Consider the following 18,811-nt stretch of genomic DNA (forward strand, 5'->3'; position numbering starts at 1 on the left):
AAAAAGAGAAGCATTAATATAGCCATTATTATAACTAACGACAATATTTTTCTCCATTCGGCGCTCTTAATAGATTTCGTTCGCCTATCTTGGTTCTGGAATGATCCGAGAATCCCGGCTAATCGTTGCAAGTTTACGAAGTTCGTATATACGGAGAAATTTGTTTTAAAATTGGAGGTGCAGGAATTACTGCGAAATTGAAGGGCACTTATACGAAGTTCGCATAAACGCGGGCTCAAGATTAAAACCATTCTTCACCATCGTATCTCCGACGATCCCTTATATCAGCCGCAACTTTACGAAGTTCGTATAAACGCGGAAATTTGTTTTAAAATTTAAGACGCAGGAATTACGGCGAAATTGAAGGGCACTTATAAGAAGTTCGCATAAACGCGGCCACCTTCGATACTCAAACGTTCTTCACCGTCGTATCTCCGACGATCCCTTATCACCCGCAACTTCACGAAGTTCGCATAAACGCGACCCGCTCAAAAAGGTTCTCTTATCCGAAGTATAATCACTTTTACAATTTTTCGTAAGGCGTCGTGATTTCAAATCGTCTTTCATACATCGAATTTTTTACAAATCGCAATTTCGTGGTAAAACTATGAAGGCGTTTAAAGATTCTGAATTGTAAGAATCTTTTCTCCTTCTTTTCCCGAAATCTTTAGATCCAATCTTAAACCGTTCTTCGTGGCGGTTTTTCGGAAAATCCTTTCAACAAAACTTCCCTCGGAGTAAATCTTACAATCTAAAGGAAGGGCCGCAAATTCCTTCTCGTCGAATTGAAATCTTGCAAACTCAATCTTTCCGGGATCTAAATTTCTTTCGATCACTTCCCAATCTTTTTCCAAGCAGTTTAAACCTTCCTGGTTACTTAAGGAAATTCTAAATTTTAAATTTTCTTCGGGAAAACGAAGTTCTTTCGAATCGCTTTCGTTCTTCATAAATAAAAAGAAAGTAGGAACTCCTTCTTTTCCTTCTCGGCTTGACTTTACGTAAACAAGTGCGGAGCCGATTTTTAATTTGGAGGAAGAGGACTGGACGGCGAACGCACCAGGAGTCATCGTTCTTACGACCATTCCGATCACCAAAACGATTAAGACTAAGTTGAGGACAAAGACGATCTTGACTCTTGAGAATTTTCCGGAGCTTGCTCTCTTGCGGCTTTCTTCTAAGAATTTTCTAAATTCTTCCGGAGAACGAGAATGATATCCACCACTCATTTTTTAGATTCCTCCTTTTTGTAAGAGCTTTCGAATCCCCGAAGCGGTTGGAAAACCTTTGGATCGTTTTGCCGCGTTCGTCAATAAGGAAAACGAAAGTTGTGTCGACTCCGGAATGGAAAAACCTCTTGAGAGAAAAAAGGCGAGAATACCCGCCAACAGATCTCCCGTTCCCATCACCGCCAACTTTGGTTCCGGTTTTTCCCAAAAAAATAAATTCCCTCTTGGATCTATTAGAAAAGAAGAATGTCTTTTCCATAAAATCTGAACTCGAAACGATTTCGCATAATCTTTTGCGAGAGATATTCCTTCCGAAACGGTTTTGATCTTTTGGTTGAGAAGCATTTCCAATTCACCGGTGTGAGGGGTCATGAGAACTTTCTCATGAAGAATTTTTTCTTTGTAGGCTGCGAGAGCGCCGGCATCTAAAATACAGAACTTGTCATTCGGAATTTCTAAAATCGGACATTCTTCCGTTTTTAATCCAGGCCCGAATAAAAAAACGGAAGCTTTTTTAACAAAGGGTCTTGAAAGAATCTCGGAAGAATCTTCAATTCGATCGATCATCAGGGAAGGATCTTTTTTAAGAACGGCCCGAACCGTTTTTTCGGAGGGGCTGAGGAGCAGAGAAATTCCACCGCCTAACTCGTGGAATGCGAGAACCGAAGAAAGGGCCGCGCCCGCCATCCCCTGAGAACCTCCGATCAAAAGAAGAGAACCGTTTTTATATTTATGAGAATCTTCTTTTCTTTTAAGGCATTCCTTTAAGTAAGAATCCGGAATTTTTTTCCAAAGAATTTTGCCGGTCCCTGATTCCGAATTCGGATCATCCTTTTTTTTAATCGGGAATCCGATTCTATGGAATGTTTTTTTGATCTCGTTCGGTAAAAACCGGTTTCTCCATTTTTTCATTCCGATTTCGGCTAACGCATCCGCTTCAAAAGGAGTCGGTAATTCTTCGGAAAAACCGGAAAGGACGTCTAAGCTCAGAATAAAAGTTCTCTTAGGACTTTTTCTTTTTTGTTTTTGAATCTTTTCCAGGACTTCTCCGTATGGTTCTCGTATCGGGGGCTGAAAACCCGTTCCCAAAAGTGCGTCGATGATACAAATGTTCTCGCCTTCAAAGAAAAGAGGATCGGATTCTAAGTTTAGAATCTTACCTCCGGCACGTAATAACAGATTTTTATAATATGTAGATTCTTCCGAAAGATTTCCTTCTTTTAAGAAAACCTTGGATTCTTTTCCTTCCTGGATCAAAAAGAAGGCGAGGGCAAGTCCGTCTCCTCCGTTGTTTCCGTTTCCACAAAGGATAAAAACGGAATCGGATCTTAGGATTTTTTTTCGATAGTGTTGATAGATGGAAAGGGCCGCAAAGCCCATTAGGTGAGAACCGGAAATTCCGGTTTCGAGAATTGTCTTCCGATCCAGATCTCTGCTTTCCTTATCGTCAAACAGAGGTTCTGAATATTCGGAAAACCTTATTTCCATTTATGAATTTCCAGATACCCGGATTTGATTCTTGCCGAATAGATCTCGTCGTTCAAATCCATCCAGGTTTCTCTCCAGAGTCCTCTTGGAGGGAGGTAGTTCAAACGAATGTTGTTTACGTGATTTCCTTCGTCGTCGTGAACTTGAAGACGGATCGAACTCTCTTCTTCTGTTTCCGTTTCCCAGAGAAAAAAGTTATTATCCTTTAAGATCCAATACAAAGATTCGGAAGGATCTTGGATTTCTTTGATGAGTGTAGCGGACTTTGTCTCGAAATCGTATTTGAAAATTTTTCTCGATTTGAAACGGGAATTCTTCTTATCAAAAATGCTAAACGAAGCGACCGCGTATTTTCCTTCCAGATGCGGAAGCAAGGTCTCTAAACGAACTTGAGTCGATTCCGAATCCGAGATTACGTCCGCGAAATTGGAAGCTCCGATCGATCGTAAGAGCGCGCCCTTGTCATAGACGGAAAGTTTCATCTCTCCGTTTGATTTGTGAAATACAAAAAGAAGGTCGTCTTCTCCCGTTTCCATTCTTTCTATATAACCGAAGGGAGTGTTTCCGTTGCTTCCTTCCACGTAGATCGTATTCAATAATTTTCCTGCGTCTGAAAAATGAAGAATGGCGGAAGGAGTCGCTTCTCTGTATTCCGTATCAAACGAACCGCTCTTCTTTAAAAAAATATCTTCCGTTGCAGGATCGACTTTGGGTTGTTCTTCTTTTCCGGTTCGGGATTGAAGATAGATTTCCTCGTCACCGTTCACTGCAACGAGTCCGATCTTCCCGATCTTCGCCGGGATCAATTTATATTTATCTCCGACTTTTTCCTTCAAAGTTCCTAATATGAATTTTAACTCACCATCGGTGGAGAATACTTTCAATAAAGATTGTTCGAAATCGGGAACATAGATCTTACCTCCGACCACGGACAACGTCTGTGGAAGATTGGTCGGAACTCCGTTCAAGATTTTTGCCTGAACGTCAGCGAGAGTATTGCCTAACTTGATTCTTCCGTAGAGAAAAGAATTGTAATTATCCACTTTGAATCGAGTGCAGTTTGCAATCGCAGCGACGATCAAAACAATTCCAAAGGAAAGAATAAAAATTCTTCTATGATGGGAGCGAATGCGGGAGATTGGATTGAGATTTCTCATGAAAACCTGGTTGGATCTGGGAATGTAACGATACCATTCCAATGGATCGATTGGAAAACAAGCAATAATCCAAGGAATTCAAAGCCTCGCGGAATCCGTGGCTTTTTTTACTTTACACTGTAGCCAAATTTGAATAGTTTGATTAGGATATCAGGAAAAATTCAATCATTTGTGAGTTTTCTCTCTATAAGGCCGGGGTTTGACAGTAAGCAAGGAAGAAATCGAGACGATTCTGGATGGCGCCTTGCATTTGCCTGTCAAGCTGTACTCATTAAAGGTCAACCAAAGGCCTAACCACTCGTTGATCGAGGTTGTCTTGGACAATCTGGAGCATTCGTATGGTTCAGTCAGCCTTCTGGAATGTGAGCAAGTTTCCAGAAAACTGAAAGAAGAGTTAGAACGGATCTCACCGGATCTGGATTATACTCTTAAAGTTTCCTCCGCTGGGGCGGAAAGGAAACTTGATCTCCCGGGGGACCTGGATCGATTCCGGGGCATACCGGTTCGTCTGGTTTTTCTATCCGGAGAATCAGAGAATCCTCAGGAAGGAATTTTTCGGATAATGGATCGAGTTGAGGATCAGGTGATTCTGGAAAAATTCCAGAAGGGTAAAAAATCTGCCGGAAAAAAGCAGACGACCCTGAACCTCAAGGATATACTGAAAGGGAATCTCTACGTAAGTATTTGATATGGCAGTTAAGAAGACACAATCGGAAGGAAATCTGTTGGAAGCAATCCAGCAATTTTGTGCGGACAAGTCCCTAGATAGGGAAGCCGTTATGGGAGTCATACGTGATTCTCTTATAACCGCCTATAAGAAAAAGTCCGGACTGGAAGGATTGGAAGAATCCGAAGAATCGGATATACCTTCTCCTGTCACAGTAGAGTTTGCATCCGGCAAAGACAGCGTCGTTATAGCAATAGCAAAAAAGGTAGTCGAAGGAAGTCCTTCCTCTCCTCTTGAAATCGGTTTAGAAGAAGCGAAAGTGATCGATGAATCCGCGGAAATTGGATCCGTCATTTCCTTTCGCGAGAAACCGGTTGAACTTTCTCGAATCATCTCCAGCCAAGCGAAGCAGATGGTTTTCCAAAGACTCAAAGATATGGAGAAGGAACTTCTCTATAACGAGTATAAGGCGAAGGAAGGAGAACTCACTCACGGATATTTCCAGAGATGGAAAAAAGACGCGATGAGTATCGACCTCGGGAAAGTAGAAGGTATCATGCCTCGCAGGGAACAAAATCCCGGTGAAAAGTATCACAGCGGGGACAGGCTCAAAGCAATCATTCAAAGAGTGGAACTTCGTCCGAGAGAGCCGATTCCAGTCATTACCCTTTCTAGAGCTTCCGCGGATTTCGTTCGGAAACTTTTTGAAATGGAGATTCCTGAAATTTATGACGGACTCGTTGAGATCATCAACGTTGCGAGACAACCTTCCATCAGAACGAAAGTTGTGGTGCGTGCGACTCGCGGAGACATCGATCCCGTCGGCGCTTGCGTCGGTATGAAAGGGGTTCGTATCCAATCGATCGTAAGAGAACTTGGAAACGAAAGAATCGATATCGTAGAAGCCTCCGATGATCCTTCTGAATTTATCGCAAACGCAATTTCTCCAGCAAAACCTGTGGAAGTCAAAGTGGACGGTTCCGGAAGAGAGGCGATGGTGGTCGTTCCTGATGATCAACTTTCTCTCGCGATCGGAATCAATGGATCCAATGTGAAGCTCGCTTCTCAGTTGGCCGGTTATAAAATCGATATCAAAACCGTAGCGCAGTACAATGCCGAGCTGGCTTCGCCGGAAGCGAGAGAAAGGTTGGAAAGACTTTTCTATTCTCCTTCGGAAGAATCCAAGGCTCAGGCGGAACAAGAAGAAGAGGATGAAGGCCTGACTCCTCTCGAAGATCTTCCCGGTCTCTCAGCCCGTATCGTGGGAATTCTGAAGAGCGAAGGAATCAAAGATCTGGAAACCCTGATCGAATACAGTCAAGACGATCTGGCAAAACTGCAAGGAATCGGACATACAACCGCCGGACAGATTCTCAAACTATTAAGGGAATCTGTAGAATGGGTGGAAGACAACTGAGAAAACCCGAAGGGGTTTTTCTCAGATCCGGAGCTTTTATGACTCCGGAAAGCCAGGGTATCAATTATGGAAGATAAAAATAAGACGATCAAGGAAACGCTCCAGGGCGCGGCGGATGCGGGAAAACGCAAGAAGCTGATCATTAAGAAGAAAGGGGACGAATCACCTTCGTCTCCTTCCGCCTCTGCATCTCCTAAGAAAGAATCGACGGCAGAATCCTCTGCACCGTCAAAACCGGTAACACCGCTTCCTCCGAGAGGGGATTCCGGTCAGTCGCCGATCGTTCGTCAGGCACCTTCCTCTCAGAGAGACGTGAAAAGCGAAGAACCTCCTCCGAGAAGACAAGATTCCGGTCCTCACGGTTCTCCGCAGAGACCTCCTCGCGAACCAGGAGGAGATTCTTCCTATCCTCCTTCCCCATCTCCTTTTCAAAAAGAAGATTCCAGCATTATCGTATCTAGACCGATCGCAAGACCTGCACCTCGTCCGAATACGGGCGGCGGCGGTTATCAAGGCAACCGTGGTCCCGGCCAGGGCGGCGGCTACCAAGGTGGCGGCGGTGGTTATCAAGGAAATCGCGGACCCGGCCAGGGCGGGGGCGGCTACCAAGGTGGCGGAACTGGTTACCAAGGAAATCGCGGACCTGGTCAAGGCGGGGGCGGTGGTTATCAAGGAAACCGTGGGCCGGGACAAGGTGGTGGAACTGGTTATCAGGGAAATCGCGGACCGGGACAAGGCGGCGGACCTGGTTATCAAGGAAACCGTGGACCGGGACAAGCTCCTGGACCGGGAAATCGTTTTGGCGGCAGTGGACCGGGAAATCGTTCCGGTGGTCCGGGCGGACGTCCGATGCCGATTACTTCCGCAGAAGTGGAACTTTCTCAAGCGAGAGGAGCCGCAGGCGCGAGTAAGAAAAAGGGACACGACAAAGAAAAATCAATCGGCGATAAGAGAGATTTTTCCGGCGCAGAGAATACAAAATTCTTCAAACAAAGATTCAAAAAATCTAAAGTTGTGGGAATTTCAGGAATCTCAGTTCCAAAAGAAATTACTATATTAGAAAATGTTCAAGTAGGCGAACTCGCCAAAAAGATGAACTTAAAACCGGGAGACGTCATCGGAAAACTCATGAAAATGGGAATGATGGTGACGATCAACAATATCATCGACGCGGAAACCGCGGGCCTTTTGGCGGATGAATACGGTTGTAAGGTAAAAGTGGTCTCTCTTTACGAAGAAACCATCATCGAAGAAGAAAAAGACAGTCCTGAAGATTATATCAATCGTCCTCCTGTCGTCACCATCATGGGTCACGTCGACCACGGTAAGACGAAGTTGTTGGATACGATTCGTACCAGTTCCGTGATCGACACCGAGTCCGGTGGAATCACTCAGCATATCGGTGCGTATCAGGTAAGAACCGCAAGAGGACTCATTACATTCTTAGATACCCCGGGTCACGAAGCTTTCACTTCGATGAGAGCCAGGGGAGCTAAGGTTACGGATATCGTGGTTCTTGTAGTTGCAGCGGACGACGGGGTTATGCCTCAGACTCTCGAAGCGATCAGCCACGCCAAAGCCGCAGAAGTTCCGATCATCGTTGCGATCAACAAGATCGATCTTCCGACCGCAAATCCGGATAAGATCATGCAAGAATTAGCAAACCACGGACTCCAAACGGAAGAATGGGGTGGTCAGACCATGTATGCCAAAATCTCCGCGAGAGAAAATATCGGCATTGATAAACTTTTAGAAATGATTCTTCTGCAAGCCGAAGTGATGGATCTCAAATCCAATCCGAAACGGAAAGCAAAAGGAACGATCATCGAAGCAAAACTCGATCCGGGTCGCGGTTCCGTTGCAACGGTTCTCATTCAGAACGGAACGTTGCGCGTAGGCGATCCGTTTGTCGCGGGAATTTTCTCCGGTCGTGTGCGGGCGATGTACAACGATTTGGGTCAGTCGGTCGAGGAAGCAGGACCTGCATTCCCGGCTCAGGTGACCGGTATCGACGGAGTGCCTGACGCAGGAGCTCCTTTCGACGCGATGGCGGATGAAAAAGAAGCCAGAAATATTTCTCAACATAGAATTGAATTCGAAAGAATCGGAAACGCGGGTGCCGCGGCCGGATCCGCTTCGAAAGTCACTCTTGAGAATATGAACGAGTTTATCAAACAAGGCGCTTTGAAAGAACTCAAGGTCATCATCAAGGCGGACGTTCGCGGATCTGCGGAAGCGATCAAAGAATCTTTGGAAAAACTTTCCACTCCGGAAGTAAAGCTGAACGTAATTCAATCCGGTGCCGGTGCGATCGTGGATATGGACGTGATGCTCGCATCCGCTTCGAACGCTCTGATCATCGGTTTCCACGTTCGTGCGAATCCGAAGACCATCGCTCTTGCGGAAAAAGAACAGGTTCAGATCAAGTATTACAATATCATCTATCAAGTTGTGGATGAGATCAAACTCGCGATGGAAGGACTTCTCGAACCCGAAAAGATCGAAGAAGTTATCGGAACCGCGGAGATCAGAGAAATTTTCAAAGTCTCCAAGGTCGGAAATATCGCGGGTTGTATGGTTACCTCCGGAAAAATCGCGAAATCCGCCAATGTGCGCGTGATCAGCGAAGGTGTGATCAAGTTCGACGGGAAACTCAAATCTCTCAAACGGGTCAAAGACGACGTCAGCGACGTGGTCTCCGGTTTCGAGTGCGGGATTCAAGTGGATGGATTTAACGATTTCAAATCCGGAGATATCATCGAAGCTTACAACGTTACCGTCATCAAGCGTAAGCTTGAGTAACAGGGTTAACGGACTGTGAATCCGATCCGAAGAAAAAAAATCGAAGCGGAAGCAGTTCGAACCGTAGCCATGATGATCCTTTCCGGCAAGATAAAGGATCCGAGGGTGCATATGATTTCCGTTCACAGAGCGGAAATCTCCGAAGACGGAAAGAATATGCGAATCTTTGTAACTGCGATTTGTACACCGAAAAAGCAGATCAAGGTTTTGGCCGGGCTCAATAGCGCCGCCGGCGTTTTTCAGACGACGTTATCGGGAAAGTTAAGCTTAAGAATCGCGCCAAGAATTCAATTCCTCTGGGATGAGGAATACATTCAGAGTTTGGATGAATCACTCAGACTTACCAGAAAACCTACCAATCCGGACTGAGTCCGGATTCTTAATCATTCACAAACCCGAGGGAATGACTTCTTCGGATCTTGTGGTGGTCGCGCGTAAAAAACTCCGTTTAAAAAAAGTCGGTCACACGGGGACTCTGGATCGGGCCGCGAGCGGACTCATGATTCTTCCCATAGGAAGTTGTACGAGTTTTTCCAGCGTATTCTTAGAAAAAGAAAAATCTTACGAGGCCTGGGTAAAACCCGGAGAATCCACCGATTCCGGAGACAAGGAAGGAGAAATTTTAGAATCCCTTCCCAAAGAACAAACCGCCGCGTGGTTCCAAGAAAATCAAAATCTCTTAAAGGAACTTTTTCTTGAGGTGCCAACCTGGGAAACCCAAGAAGCCCCGGACGTTTCCGCTCTCAAGGTGAATGGACGGAGAAGGTCCGATCTTTTTCGAGAAGGTGTGGCCTTGGTTCCTGCAATTCGAAAGATTCGCGTCTATCAGTACGAACTCGGAGATTTTAGCGCGGAATCGATTCAGTTTAAGATTCGAGTTTCTGCCGGAACTTATATCCGAAAGATCGTAATGGACATTTCCGATCGAGCGGGGTTTCCTCTTCGTCTCGAAAGACTGGTTCGCACGAGCATCGGAAAGATCCATCTGAACCAAGCGGATTCTTATGAGAATCTTTTGGAAGGAAAGGTCAAAATCCATCCTCCGGAGGCGATCTTAGAATTTCCAACCCTCGAGATTCCCGGGACGGAAGTCCGAAACGTTCTCAATGGAAGAAAGACCAAGTTGGAATGGATTCCTCCAACCGAATTCTTACTCGTTTCTCCGGAAGGGGAGATTCTCGCCTGGTGTAAGAAAGAAGAACATGGAATCCATGAGTTAGATTATAAATATTTAAGAGTCTTCCCTAAAAATTAGCTTTAAAGGGGGGCCTATGACCTGAAAAATGGTAAAAAGGTATATTCACGATATGATAGCTACTGAACAGAAAAAAACAATTATCAGTAATTTTGCCCGTAAAGCGGGAGACACTGGGTCCACAGAAGTGCAAGTCGCATTGATTGACGCAAGAATCAAAGAACTCAACGAACATTTTAAATCTCATAAAAAGGATTTTCATTCTAAAACAGGTCTTTTGAGACTTGTGAGCAAAAGAAAGAAACTTCTGGATTATCTTAAAAGAACCGAACTAGACCGTTATAAAAAACTGATCGAAACTCTCGGCCTTCGTAAGTAAGCGAGTCCGATATGACACATACAATTTCCGGTCAGTACGGCCGTGATTCTATCGTTTTAGAAACCGGTAACTGGGCGAAACAGGCTCATGGGTCCGTAGTTTATAAGTCTGGTAATCTGGTTTTATTAGCCACCGTTTGTGCGGCCGAGGATGCGAAAGAGGGACAAGATTTTTTCCCTCTTACTTGCGAATATACCGAGAAACTTTATTCCGTCGGTCGTTTTCCGGGCGGCTATTTCAAAAGAGAAGCCAAACCTCCTGAACACGAAGTTCTCACTTCAAGAATCATAGACAGACCGATCCGTCCCTTATTTCCGGAAGGATATTTCTGCGAAGTGCAATTGCAAGTGCAGGTTCTTTCTGCAGACGGAGACGTTACCGTCGCAGGACACGCGTTAAATGCCGCGAGCGCTGCATTAGCAGTTTCTGATATTCCATTCAATGGTCCTATCGGTGGCGCAAGAATCGGAAGAATTGACGGAGAACTCGTTCTCAATCCAACCAACAAAGAACTTTTAAATTCGGATTTGGATCTCGTTGTAGCCGGAACTAAAACTCATATCGTAATGATCGAAGGAGAAGCGAAGGAACTCAGCAATGAGGAAATGCTCGCGGCTCTTCGTTTTGCTCAAAAACACATCGCCGAATTCGTAGCGCTTCAGGAAGAATTCGCTAAAAAGATCGGCGTCGTCAAAAGAGAAGTAAAACTCAGAAAGAAAGACGAAGAACTTCTTACAAAAGTGAAAGATTACGCTTTTGAAAAATTAAAAGCGGCAAATCAAACTTCCGATAAAACTTCTCGTAACAAAGAAATCTCAAACGTAAACAAAGAAGTCGTAGAATTCTTTAAACAAACCGTAGAAGAATCCGAGAAGATCAAAGACATCAAATCCTATCTTCACGAATTGGAATATGAAATCGTTCGCGAACAAGTTTTAACACAAGGAACTCGTTTTGACGGAAGAAAGTTAGACGAAATTCGTCCGATTTCAGTTGAAATCAATCCTCTTCCGGGTCCTCACGGATCTTCCGTTTTTACAAGAGGTCAAACCCAGTCTCTGGGAGTTGTGACTCTTGGGACCGGATCCGACAATCAGAGATACGAAACCCTGGAAGGACAAAAAGAAAAGTCCTTTATGCTTCACTATAACTTCCCTGCGTTTTCAGTAGGTGAGGTTCGCAGATCTTCCGGTCCTGGAAGAAGAGAAATTGGTCACGGAAATTTGGCGGAAAGAGCGTTGAAACTTGTTCTTCCAAAACCGGACGAGTTCCCTTACGTTATCCGCGTTGTATCCGAAATTTTAGAATCCAATGGTTCCAGCTCTATGGCTTCCGTTTGTTCCGGTTCTCTCGCGCTGATGGCGGCGGGTGTTCCGATCAAGGGAAGTGTTTCCGGAATCGCGATGGGACTTTTCTCCGATACGTCCGGAAAGTTCGCAGTGCTTTCCGATATCGCAGGTTTGGAAGATCATTTCGGAGATATGGATTGTAAGATTGCGGGAACCAGAAAAGGGATCACCGCATTCCAGATGGACTTGAAAGTTACCGGAGTGAGTTTCGACGTTCTCGAAAGCGTTTTTACTCAGGCGCAAAAAGGTAGATTCCATATTCTTGATATTATGGAGAAACATATCGCCAAAGCCGCGGATCATCTTGCGGGAACAGCTCCTAGAATTATCGTGAGAAATATTCCTAAAGATAGAATCGGGGAATTGATCGGTCCCGGCGGTAAGAACGTTCGTGGTATCAGCGAACTCACAGGCGCCGAACTCTATATCGAAGACGATGGTCGTGTAACGATTTCCGGTGCGAACCAAGAGTCCGCGGAAAGAGCCGCGAAGATGGTCGATGGATTCTTTACTGAAGTGGAAGTTGGAAAGATCTACGAAGGAAAGGTGAAACGTATCGCCGACTTCGGAGCCTTTGTCGAAATTCTTCCCGGAAAAGAAGGTCTCTGTCATATCTCTAAGATCGATTTTAAGAGAGTCAATTCCGTTAAGGATATCGTTAAGGAAGGAGATATCATCCGTGTGAAAGTCCTCAACGTGGACAAAACCGGAAAGATCGATCTTTCCAGAAAAGACGCGCTCGAAGAAGAGCAAGTCTAAGATTTCAAAAGCGCCCTTGGAGCAAGAACCTTCACAGCAAGTCTATAGGAAAGTTCTTCCCGGGGGCATAACGGTCCTCTTTCAAAAAGCTCCTCATACAGTCAGTGTCTCCGCCGGCGTTTTTGTCCGAGTCGGATCCAGACATGAATCTCCGAAGAACGCAGGCTATTGTCACTTTTTAGAGCACATGCTCTTCAAAGACACGGCGAAACGCACCGCGAAAGAACAAGCAGAAGACATCGAAAGGGTCGGCGGTTTTACAAACGCGGCGACTTCCAGAGAATATACTTACTTTCACGTAACCGTAGCCGGTAAACACCTGGGTCTCGGATTAGAATTGTTATCCGAAATGATCTACGAGCCTCTGCTCAAACAATCGGATATCGAAAACGAGGCCGGAGTGATCTTGGAAGAACTTCAAGGTTACGAAGATTCCCCCGAAGATTATATCCACGACTTTTATTATCAGAATTTTTTTCCTAAGAATCCTTTAGGACGAGATATTATCGGAACGAGAGAATCCATCTCCAATGTGAGTCATAAGAGTTTATTAGAATTCTATGATACGTATTATCACACTGAAAATATGTTTCTTTCCGTTTCCGGAAATTTCGAACCGGATGAAATCTTTTCCATCGTTGGGAAACATTTTAACAAACCCAGAAATAAAAAGAAAGAAGGGAACGACCTGATTCTTCCCAAAAAGAAATGGGGATACTTTCCAAAAAAAAAGAAGCTGGAACAGGTTTATTTTATTTTGGGTGGAGAAGGTTTTCAGAGAGAGTTTCACAACGCTTCCAAAGCGAGTCTGTTTACTCATATCTTAGGCGGCGGAACTTCTTCCCGACTTTTTCAAAAGGTGCGAGAAGAGAAGGGGCTTTGTTATCAGATCACGGCGTATCCTTCTTCGTATGCGGATGTCGGGATCAACAGTATCGTATGTTCCACTTCTAAAGACAAATTCATTACTTGTATGGAAACTATCTCCGACGAACTCAAATCGATTTTGGATCGTGGAATTACGGAGAAGGAACTCAGAGACGCCCAGACAAATCACGAGGGAACTCTTTCCATCAGTTACGAACAGACGGAATCTCGGATGAATACGATCGCTCTGATGGAACTCTACTACGGAAGAAATTATACTTACGAAGAGAGGGTAAAGGAGATCTATTCCATTACTCTGGACGATCTCAACAACTTTGCAAAATCCGTTTTTGGAATTCCAAAGCTCCATCTTTCCGCTCTTGGTAATCTTGGCGCTAAAGAAGAAAAAGCGGTTCAGAAGTTGTTTTCCCTGTAAGTTTTTTCTTTCCTCTGATTTAAGCACAGCCTGTTGGAAGAATCGTTGTCATTGTGGGAACTCTTACGTTTACCGACGCGGTTTCTGCGAAGTTCGTATAACTGCACAGGGCTAACGTTGTGGGAACTCTTACAGGTTAGCGACTTCTCCGATTCTGCGAAGTTCGTATAATTTCACAGTGCTATCATTGTGGGAACTCTTACAGGTTAGCGACTTCTGCGATTCTACGAAGTTCGCCTAACTGCACAGTGCTATCATTGTGGGAACTCTTACAGGTTAGCGACTTCTGCGAAGTTCGTATAATTTCACCGTGAGGATCGCTGTGGGAACTCTCACAGGTTTGAACTTCTGCGATTCTACGAAGTTCGTCTAACTGCACAGTGCTGACGTTGTGGGAACTCTCACGGGTTTGCGACTTCTGCGATTCTGCGAAGTTCGTATAATTTCACTGTAAGGATCGCTGTGGGAACTCTCACAGGTTTGAACTTCTGCAATTCTACGAAGTTCGCCTAATTTCCTTCGATAAAAGATTGTTGTGGAGATTCTGATGAGAATCATGGAAATCTCTTTCTTGAGAAAAAAATCTTTAAGAGAGGAGATTCACAAAGAATGAAAATTTCAGTTAAAAAACTAAAACCAAACGCGGAACTTCCCGGATTACAAACGATTCATTCGGCGGGTTATGACGTGCACGCGTGCCTGGATTCCAATCTAATCCTCGAACCGGGAAAGGTTTTTTTGGTTCCGACGGGGCTCTCTTTTGCGATTCCTCCGGAATATCATTTTGAAATTCGTCCACGATCGGGCTTCTCGACTAAGAATCGAATTCTCATTCCGAATTCTCCCGGTACGATTGATAGTGATTATCGAGGAGAGTTGATGATTCCTCTTCTAAATTTAGGAGATTCTCCCTTTGTAGTCGAGCACGGAATGAGAATCGCGCAACTCCTCATTCGTAAAACCTGGTATGCGGAATGGTCCCTCGTCGAAGAATTCCCGGATCAAACCGAGAGAGGCGCGGGCGGATTCGGCTCAACGGGCGTATAACGTTCTCTCTTCTTTCCAGTTTTTTTTAGACCCGTCCTTGATAAAAGGTCGAAAATCTGAAAATAAGTTCTGTTGTTTATCATGAGAAATCTTGTTCTATTTTTTATACATCAGTAAGATATTAATTTCCGAATATTCTAAAAATAAAATGTTTCCTTCTGCATCCGGCGGAAGGATTCCCGATATCCCGAGGTTTATTCGCGTTCGTTGCTGCTATAAAGTTTTCGAAATCGTCTTTGGACAAAAAGCGTCGAGATCGATTGGAAACACCACCGATCTTTCAAAGCTTTCTCTTTTGAACATCTTTATCCTAAATCCAGATCGGAGAGCTTCGAGGGCACGGTAGATTCGAAAAACTCGAATCAAAAGAAAGCCTCTAATCTGCGAAAAAACAATCGATCCATGGAGAAACTCGAGAATAAAACGCATCCTTGGATTCCATTGCGATTCTGCTTCCCATCCTATAAAAGTGTGTTAAACATTGTTTAAAGAAGTCTTGCAAAGACCGCGTAGGAAACTTTAGTTCGTTCAAAACATGAGGTAAAAGAGTGAAGGATAAAAACCAATATCTATTGGATTGCTATCAGGCGGCGTTTGGGACAAACATGCCCGTTTCCTTGAGAGATATGATTCTCAGTGGCGAATTTATAAAATTTTCTAAAAAGGATTTTTTGCATAAGGAGTCGAATCAATTCTTTGAAGTTGAGTTGATCAAAGATATCGGAGATCGTATGGGCGGCCTGGTCGATCAGAGCACCCGGATTTCGATCGCGGAGGGTTTGGATCGGGATGAACCGATTGCCTTTGCGGATCTAAAGCCAAAATCCGGAGGGGATGATTTTATATATAACTTCGTTGTATTTCCTGCCTACGACGAAGAAGATCCGTGTGCGGTTTATCTTCTCAAACATAAGGGATATCCCGCCGACGAGTTTGAAGATGAGGACGAAGACGGGGATGAGGTGAGCGTTGAGAGTGATTTGGAATTCGAGCTGCAATCCGTTTTCGATTCTTTTAATGAACTCTTTTTAAGTCTTGAAAGATAAGCCGAGCCTATTTTACAGCCTCTTTTTTGGCGCCACTTAGAGTCTGCTCTAAGTCAAAAGAAAATTTCGTTTTCAGTTTTCATTCTTTCCAAAGCTGTCTAATCCATAAAGACTTCGGAGTTAAAGAATTTAATGGAAACGATGTTAAAAGGAAAGACCGCTCTGGTCACGGGCTCTACCGCGGGGATCGGTTTTGCGATCGCAAAACAGCTGCTAAACGAAGGTGCAAACGTATTTATCAACGGAAGAACTGAGTCCCGTGTGGATCAAGCGATCGCACAATTGAAGGATGAGATTCCGAACGGAAACGTAAAAGGATTGATCGCCGACTTTGGAAAAAAGCAAGAGATCGATTCGATTTTGAAAGAATTACCCGAGGTCGATATTCTTATCAACAACGTGGGAATTTTCGAACCGAAGGACTTTACGGAAATTCCGGACGAAGATTGGTTTCGTTTTTTGGAAATAAATCTCTTGAGCGGTGTAAGACTCTCCAGATTCTATCTTCCTAAAATGCTAAAGAAGAATTGGGGAAGAATCCTTTTTATCTCGAGCGAATCCGGAGTTCAAATTCCGGAAGAAATGATTCACTACGGAGTTACAAAGAGCGCGCAGATTTCTCTCGCAAGGGGACTTGCCGAACTGACAAAGGGGACTAACGTTACCGTGAATTCAGTTCTTCCCGGACCCACTCGTTCGGAAGGAGTCGGAGGATTTATTGAGAATCTCGCTGCCAATCAAAAGGTTTCCACCGAAACCGTTGAAAAAGAATTTTTTAAGAATGCGCGCCCGTCCTCTCTTCTTCAAAGATTTGAGAGTGTGGAAGAAATCGCAAATTTGGTGACTTATCTTTCGAGTTCTCTTTCCTCCGGAACAAACGGCGCAGCGGTGCGCGTGGACGGAGGAGTTGTGAAGTCGGCATTCTAAACATGAAATTAAGCGTACTCGATCAATCTCCTATTCGAAAGGGCGGTTCTGCAAGACAGGCCGTCTTAGAAACAATTGAACTCGCAAAGCTCGCGGACGAATTAGGTTACACTCGGTTTTGGGTATCAGAACATCATAATATTCAAGGACTTGCAGGTTCTACTCCCGAGGTTTTGATTTCGCATCTCGCAGGGATCACAAAAAATATTCGCGTCGGTGCGGGAGGTGTGATGCTTCCCAATCACAGTGCCTTAAAAGTCGCCGAGAATTTTAGAATGTTGGAAACCCTCTTTCCGGGAAGAATCGATTTAGGATTGGGAAGAGCTTCGGGAAGCGATCGATTGACCGCTTCGATTTTAAATCCGGGCTCACAATTCGTTCGAAACGATTTTGGTCAACAGCTCTTAGATCTTCAGTGTTATCTTACGGACCGAGCCGAGGAAGATTCGATTCAGATGAAAGTTAAGGCGATTCCGAAAGCGGATACGGTTCCGGAGTTGTGGATTCTTACATCGAGCGGGGAGAGCGGACTGCTCGCGGCTCATTTTGGTTTAGCGCTTTCTTTTGCTCATTTTATCAATCCTCTTGGCGGACCGAATGCAGTGAGGGCTTATAAGGATCGTTTTCGTCCTTCGGAATCTTTGGCTTTTCCACAAGCGAGTTTAGGAATATTTGTTCTCTGCGCGGAGAGCGAAGAAAAAGCGGAAGAGTTAAGGACTGTGATGGATCGGCAGTTGTTGAATATCGGAAAAGGGATCAGCGAAGGAGTATTGCCTTATGAAGAAGTGATCAAAAGTCAATATACCGAGTTTGAGAAAGCGGTGATCTTGCAAAATCGCGGGAGGATGGTCGCGGGAACTCCCGATAAAGTGAAAGAAGAGATTCTTCAATTAACAAAAGAATACGAAGTGGAAGAGGTTGTTGTGACGACGATTACCTATGATTTTGAAGATAGACTTCGTTCCTATCGTCTTCTTGCAAATGCGTTTGATCTAAAGCCGATTCTTTCGGTTTAAAAAAATGTCCGATCTTCGGACAAACAATTCTCTTTTCTATCAAATGACAAAATTAGAATCAAATTCTTTGTATCTGAAAAGTAAGAATTTTAGAATCAAGGAAAAAGACTGTATAAGGAGATTCTAAAATGTTTAAGGATGAAGAAGGACTTGATTCGGATTATTTTTGGAAGAATTCTCCGAAATTCGAGATTAAAAATCATCGATTGTTTTTTAAAACTTCTCCGGACACGGATTTTTGGCAGAAGACACATTACGGCTTTCGAAGAGACAACGGTCATTGTCTTTTGAAAAATATTACGGCCGATTTTTCACTTTCCGTAAGAACTGAATTTTATCCAAAGAAACAATATGATCAGTGCGGTCTGATCGTTAGAATCGATTCTGAAAATTGGATCAAAACTTCCATAGAATATGAAACCTCCGATCATTCGCGCCTTGGTTCCGTAGTTACAAACCTCGGCTATTCCGATTGGGCCACTCTCGATATCCACTCTAAGATCAATACGATGTGGTATCGAATTCAAAACAAAGAAAACGATTTTTTATTAGAATATTCTGAAAATGGAATGAACTGGAAACAACTTCGGATGGCTCATTTGCTTTTGAATAGTCGACCGTTAGCCGTCGGAATCTATGCTTGTAGTCCGATGGAAAGTTCCTTTGAATGTGTCTTTGATCATTTTGAATTGGGTGATTCCGAATGGCCGGTTTGATTTTTTATTTTGAACTTTGAGTTTCGTGTTGTTGATGTTTTGTAGAACGTGAAGTTTTGTGCGTTTATACGTAGTTCATATAATTTGCAGAGTCAAGATCGAACCTGTGTATAGTTTGAAATCTGTTCGGAAGGGGATTGTTGTTTGGGGATTTATACGAAGTTCGTCTAAGCACGCGGATATCTTTTTCGAAACTGATTGTAGGAACTCCGACTGCTTTACCTTTGCCGGTTATACGAAGTTCGCATAACCGCGCTGGTAAGAGTTTCGATTTATACCGCTTGAATGGAGGGGTTCCCTACAGCGTATTTTTCGGA

General features: G+C 44.1%; 16 protein-coding genes. 13 read left to right on the forward strand and 3 right to left on the reverse strand.

The features are described 5' to 3' along the window. Window positions 1-617 precede the first annotated feature (617 nt). The 3 genes from A0128_RS06490 to A0128_RS06500 are packed head-to-tail and all read right to left on the reverse strand — an operon-like array spanning window position 618 to window position 3,871. The gene (locus tag A0128_RS06490; protein ID WP_069606762.1) at window positions 618-1,226 is read right to left on the reverse strand and encodes a hypothetical protein; all 609 of its coding nucleotides are present in this window, start codon (window positions 1,224-1,226) and stop codon (window positions 618-620) included. 3 nt (window positions 1,227-1,229) lie between these two features. Then, the gene (locus A0128_RS06495) at window positions 1,230-2,714 is read right to left on the reverse strand and encodes a bifunctional ADP-dependent NAD(P)H-hydrate dehydratase/NAD(P)H-hydrate epimerase (RefSeq protein WP_069606763.1); all 1,485 of its coding nucleotides are present in this window, start codon (window positions 2,712-2,714) and stop codon (window positions 1,230-1,232) included. Then, the gene (locus A0128_RS06500; RefSeq protein WP_069606764.1) at window positions 2,705-3,871 is read right to left on the reverse strand and encodes an LIC_12708 family protein; all 1,167 of its coding nucleotides are present in this window, start codon (window positions 3,869-3,871) and stop codon (window positions 2,705-2,707) included. The genes A0128_RS06495 and A0128_RS06500 overlap by 10 nt, the downstream gene beginning before the upstream one ends. Before the next feature lie 199 nt (window positions 3,872-4,070). Here A0128_RS06500 and rimP point away from each other — a divergent pair, with 199 nt between their 5' ends. The 13 genes from rimP (at window position 4,071) to A0128_RS06570 (ending at window position 18,494) form a co-directional block, all read left to right on the forward strand. Beyond that, entirely contained in the window at window positions 4,071-4,559 is a 489-nt protein-coding gene (gene rimP / locus A0128_RS06505) for a ribosome maturation factor RimP (RefSeq protein WP_083244074.1), read from the forward strand. Between the two features lies 1 nt (window position 4,560). Further along, window positions 4,561-5,955, forward strand: coding sequence for a transcription termination factor NusA (nusA, locus tag A0128_RS06510; RefSeq protein WP_069606766.1), 1,395 nt, complete (start codon window positions 4,561-4,563; stop codon window positions 5,953-5,955). Window positions 5,956-6,021: 66 nt separating this feature from the next. Next, a complete protein-coding gene (gene infB / locus A0128_RS06515; protein WP_069606767.1) occupies window positions 6,022-8,757 on the forward strand; it encodes a translation initiation factor IF-2 in 2,736 nt (911 codons plus the stop codon). Window positions 8,758-8,772: 15 nt separating this feature from the next. Then, window positions 8,773-9,126, forward strand: coding sequence for a 30S ribosome-binding factor RbfA (gene rbfA, locus A0128_RS06520; protein WP_069606768.1), 354 nt, complete (start codon window positions 8,773-8,775; stop codon window positions 9,124-9,126). Then, on the forward strand, window positions 9,083-10,012 hold the full coding sequence (gene truB / locus A0128_RS06525; protein ID WP_069606769.1) for a tRNA pseudouridine(55) synthase TruB: 930 nt from the start codon (window positions 9,083-9,085) through the stop codon (window positions 10,010-10,012). The genes rbfA and truB overlap by 44 nt, the downstream gene beginning before the upstream one ends. Before the next feature lie 52 nt (window positions 10,013-10,064). Then, window positions 10,065-10,331 (forward strand): 30S ribosomal protein S15, encoded by a 267-nt coding sequence (gene rpsO, locus A0128_RS06530; protein WP_069609165.1) that lies wholly within the window; start codon window positions 10,065-10,067, stop codon window positions 10,329-10,331. Window positions 10,332-10,342: 11 nt separating this feature from the next. Further along, window positions 10,343-12,439, forward strand: coding sequence for a polyribonucleotide nucleotidyltransferase (gene pnp, locus A0128_RS06535; protein WP_069606770.1), 2,097 nt, complete (start codon window positions 10,343-10,345; stop codon window positions 12,437-12,439). 16 nt (window positions 12,440-12,455) lie between these two features. After that, window positions 12,456-13,742, forward strand: coding sequence for a M16 family metallopeptidase (locus A0128_RS06540; RefSeq protein WP_069606771.1), 1,287 nt, complete (start codon window positions 12,456-12,458; stop codon window positions 13,740-13,742). 609 nt (window positions 13,743-14,351) lie between these two features. Then, entirely contained in the window at window positions 14,352-14,789 is a 438-nt protein-coding gene (gene dut, locus A0128_RS06545) for a dUTP diphosphatase (RefSeq protein ID WP_069606772.1), read from the forward strand. Between the two features lie 548 nt (window positions 14,790-15,337). Continuing rightward, window positions 15,338-15,835, forward strand: a complete 498-nt coding sequence (locus tag A0128_RS06555; protein ID WP_069606774.1) for a hypothetical protein — start codon at window positions 15,338-15,340, stop codon at window positions 15,833-15,835. Between the two features lie 132 nt (window positions 15,836-15,967). Further along, the gene (locus tag A0128_RS06560) at window positions 15,968-16,762 is read left to right on the forward strand and encodes an SDR family NAD(P)-dependent oxidoreductase (RefSeq protein WP_069606775.1); all 795 of its coding nucleotides are present in this window, start codon (window positions 15,968-15,970) and stop codon (window positions 16,760-16,762) included. Window positions 16,763-16,764: 2 nt separating this feature from the next. Beyond that, on the forward strand, window positions 16,765-17,778 hold the full coding sequence (locus A0128_RS06565; RefSeq protein WP_069606776.1) for an LLM class flavin-dependent oxidoreductase: 1,014 nt from the start codon (window positions 16,765-16,767) through the stop codon (window positions 17,776-17,778). 128 nt (window positions 17,779-17,906) lie between these two features. Beyond that, entirely contained in the window at window positions 17,907-18,494 is a 588-nt protein-coding gene (locus A0128_RS06570; RefSeq protein ID WP_069606777.1) for a DUF1349 domain-containing protein, read from the forward strand. Window positions 18,495-18,811: the final 317 nt, after the last annotated feature.

It is taken from the genome of Leptospira tipperaryensis, assembly GCF_001729245.1.
Lineage (GTDB): Bacteria > Spirochaetota > Leptospiria > Leptospirales > Leptospiraceae > Leptospira > Leptospira tipperaryensis.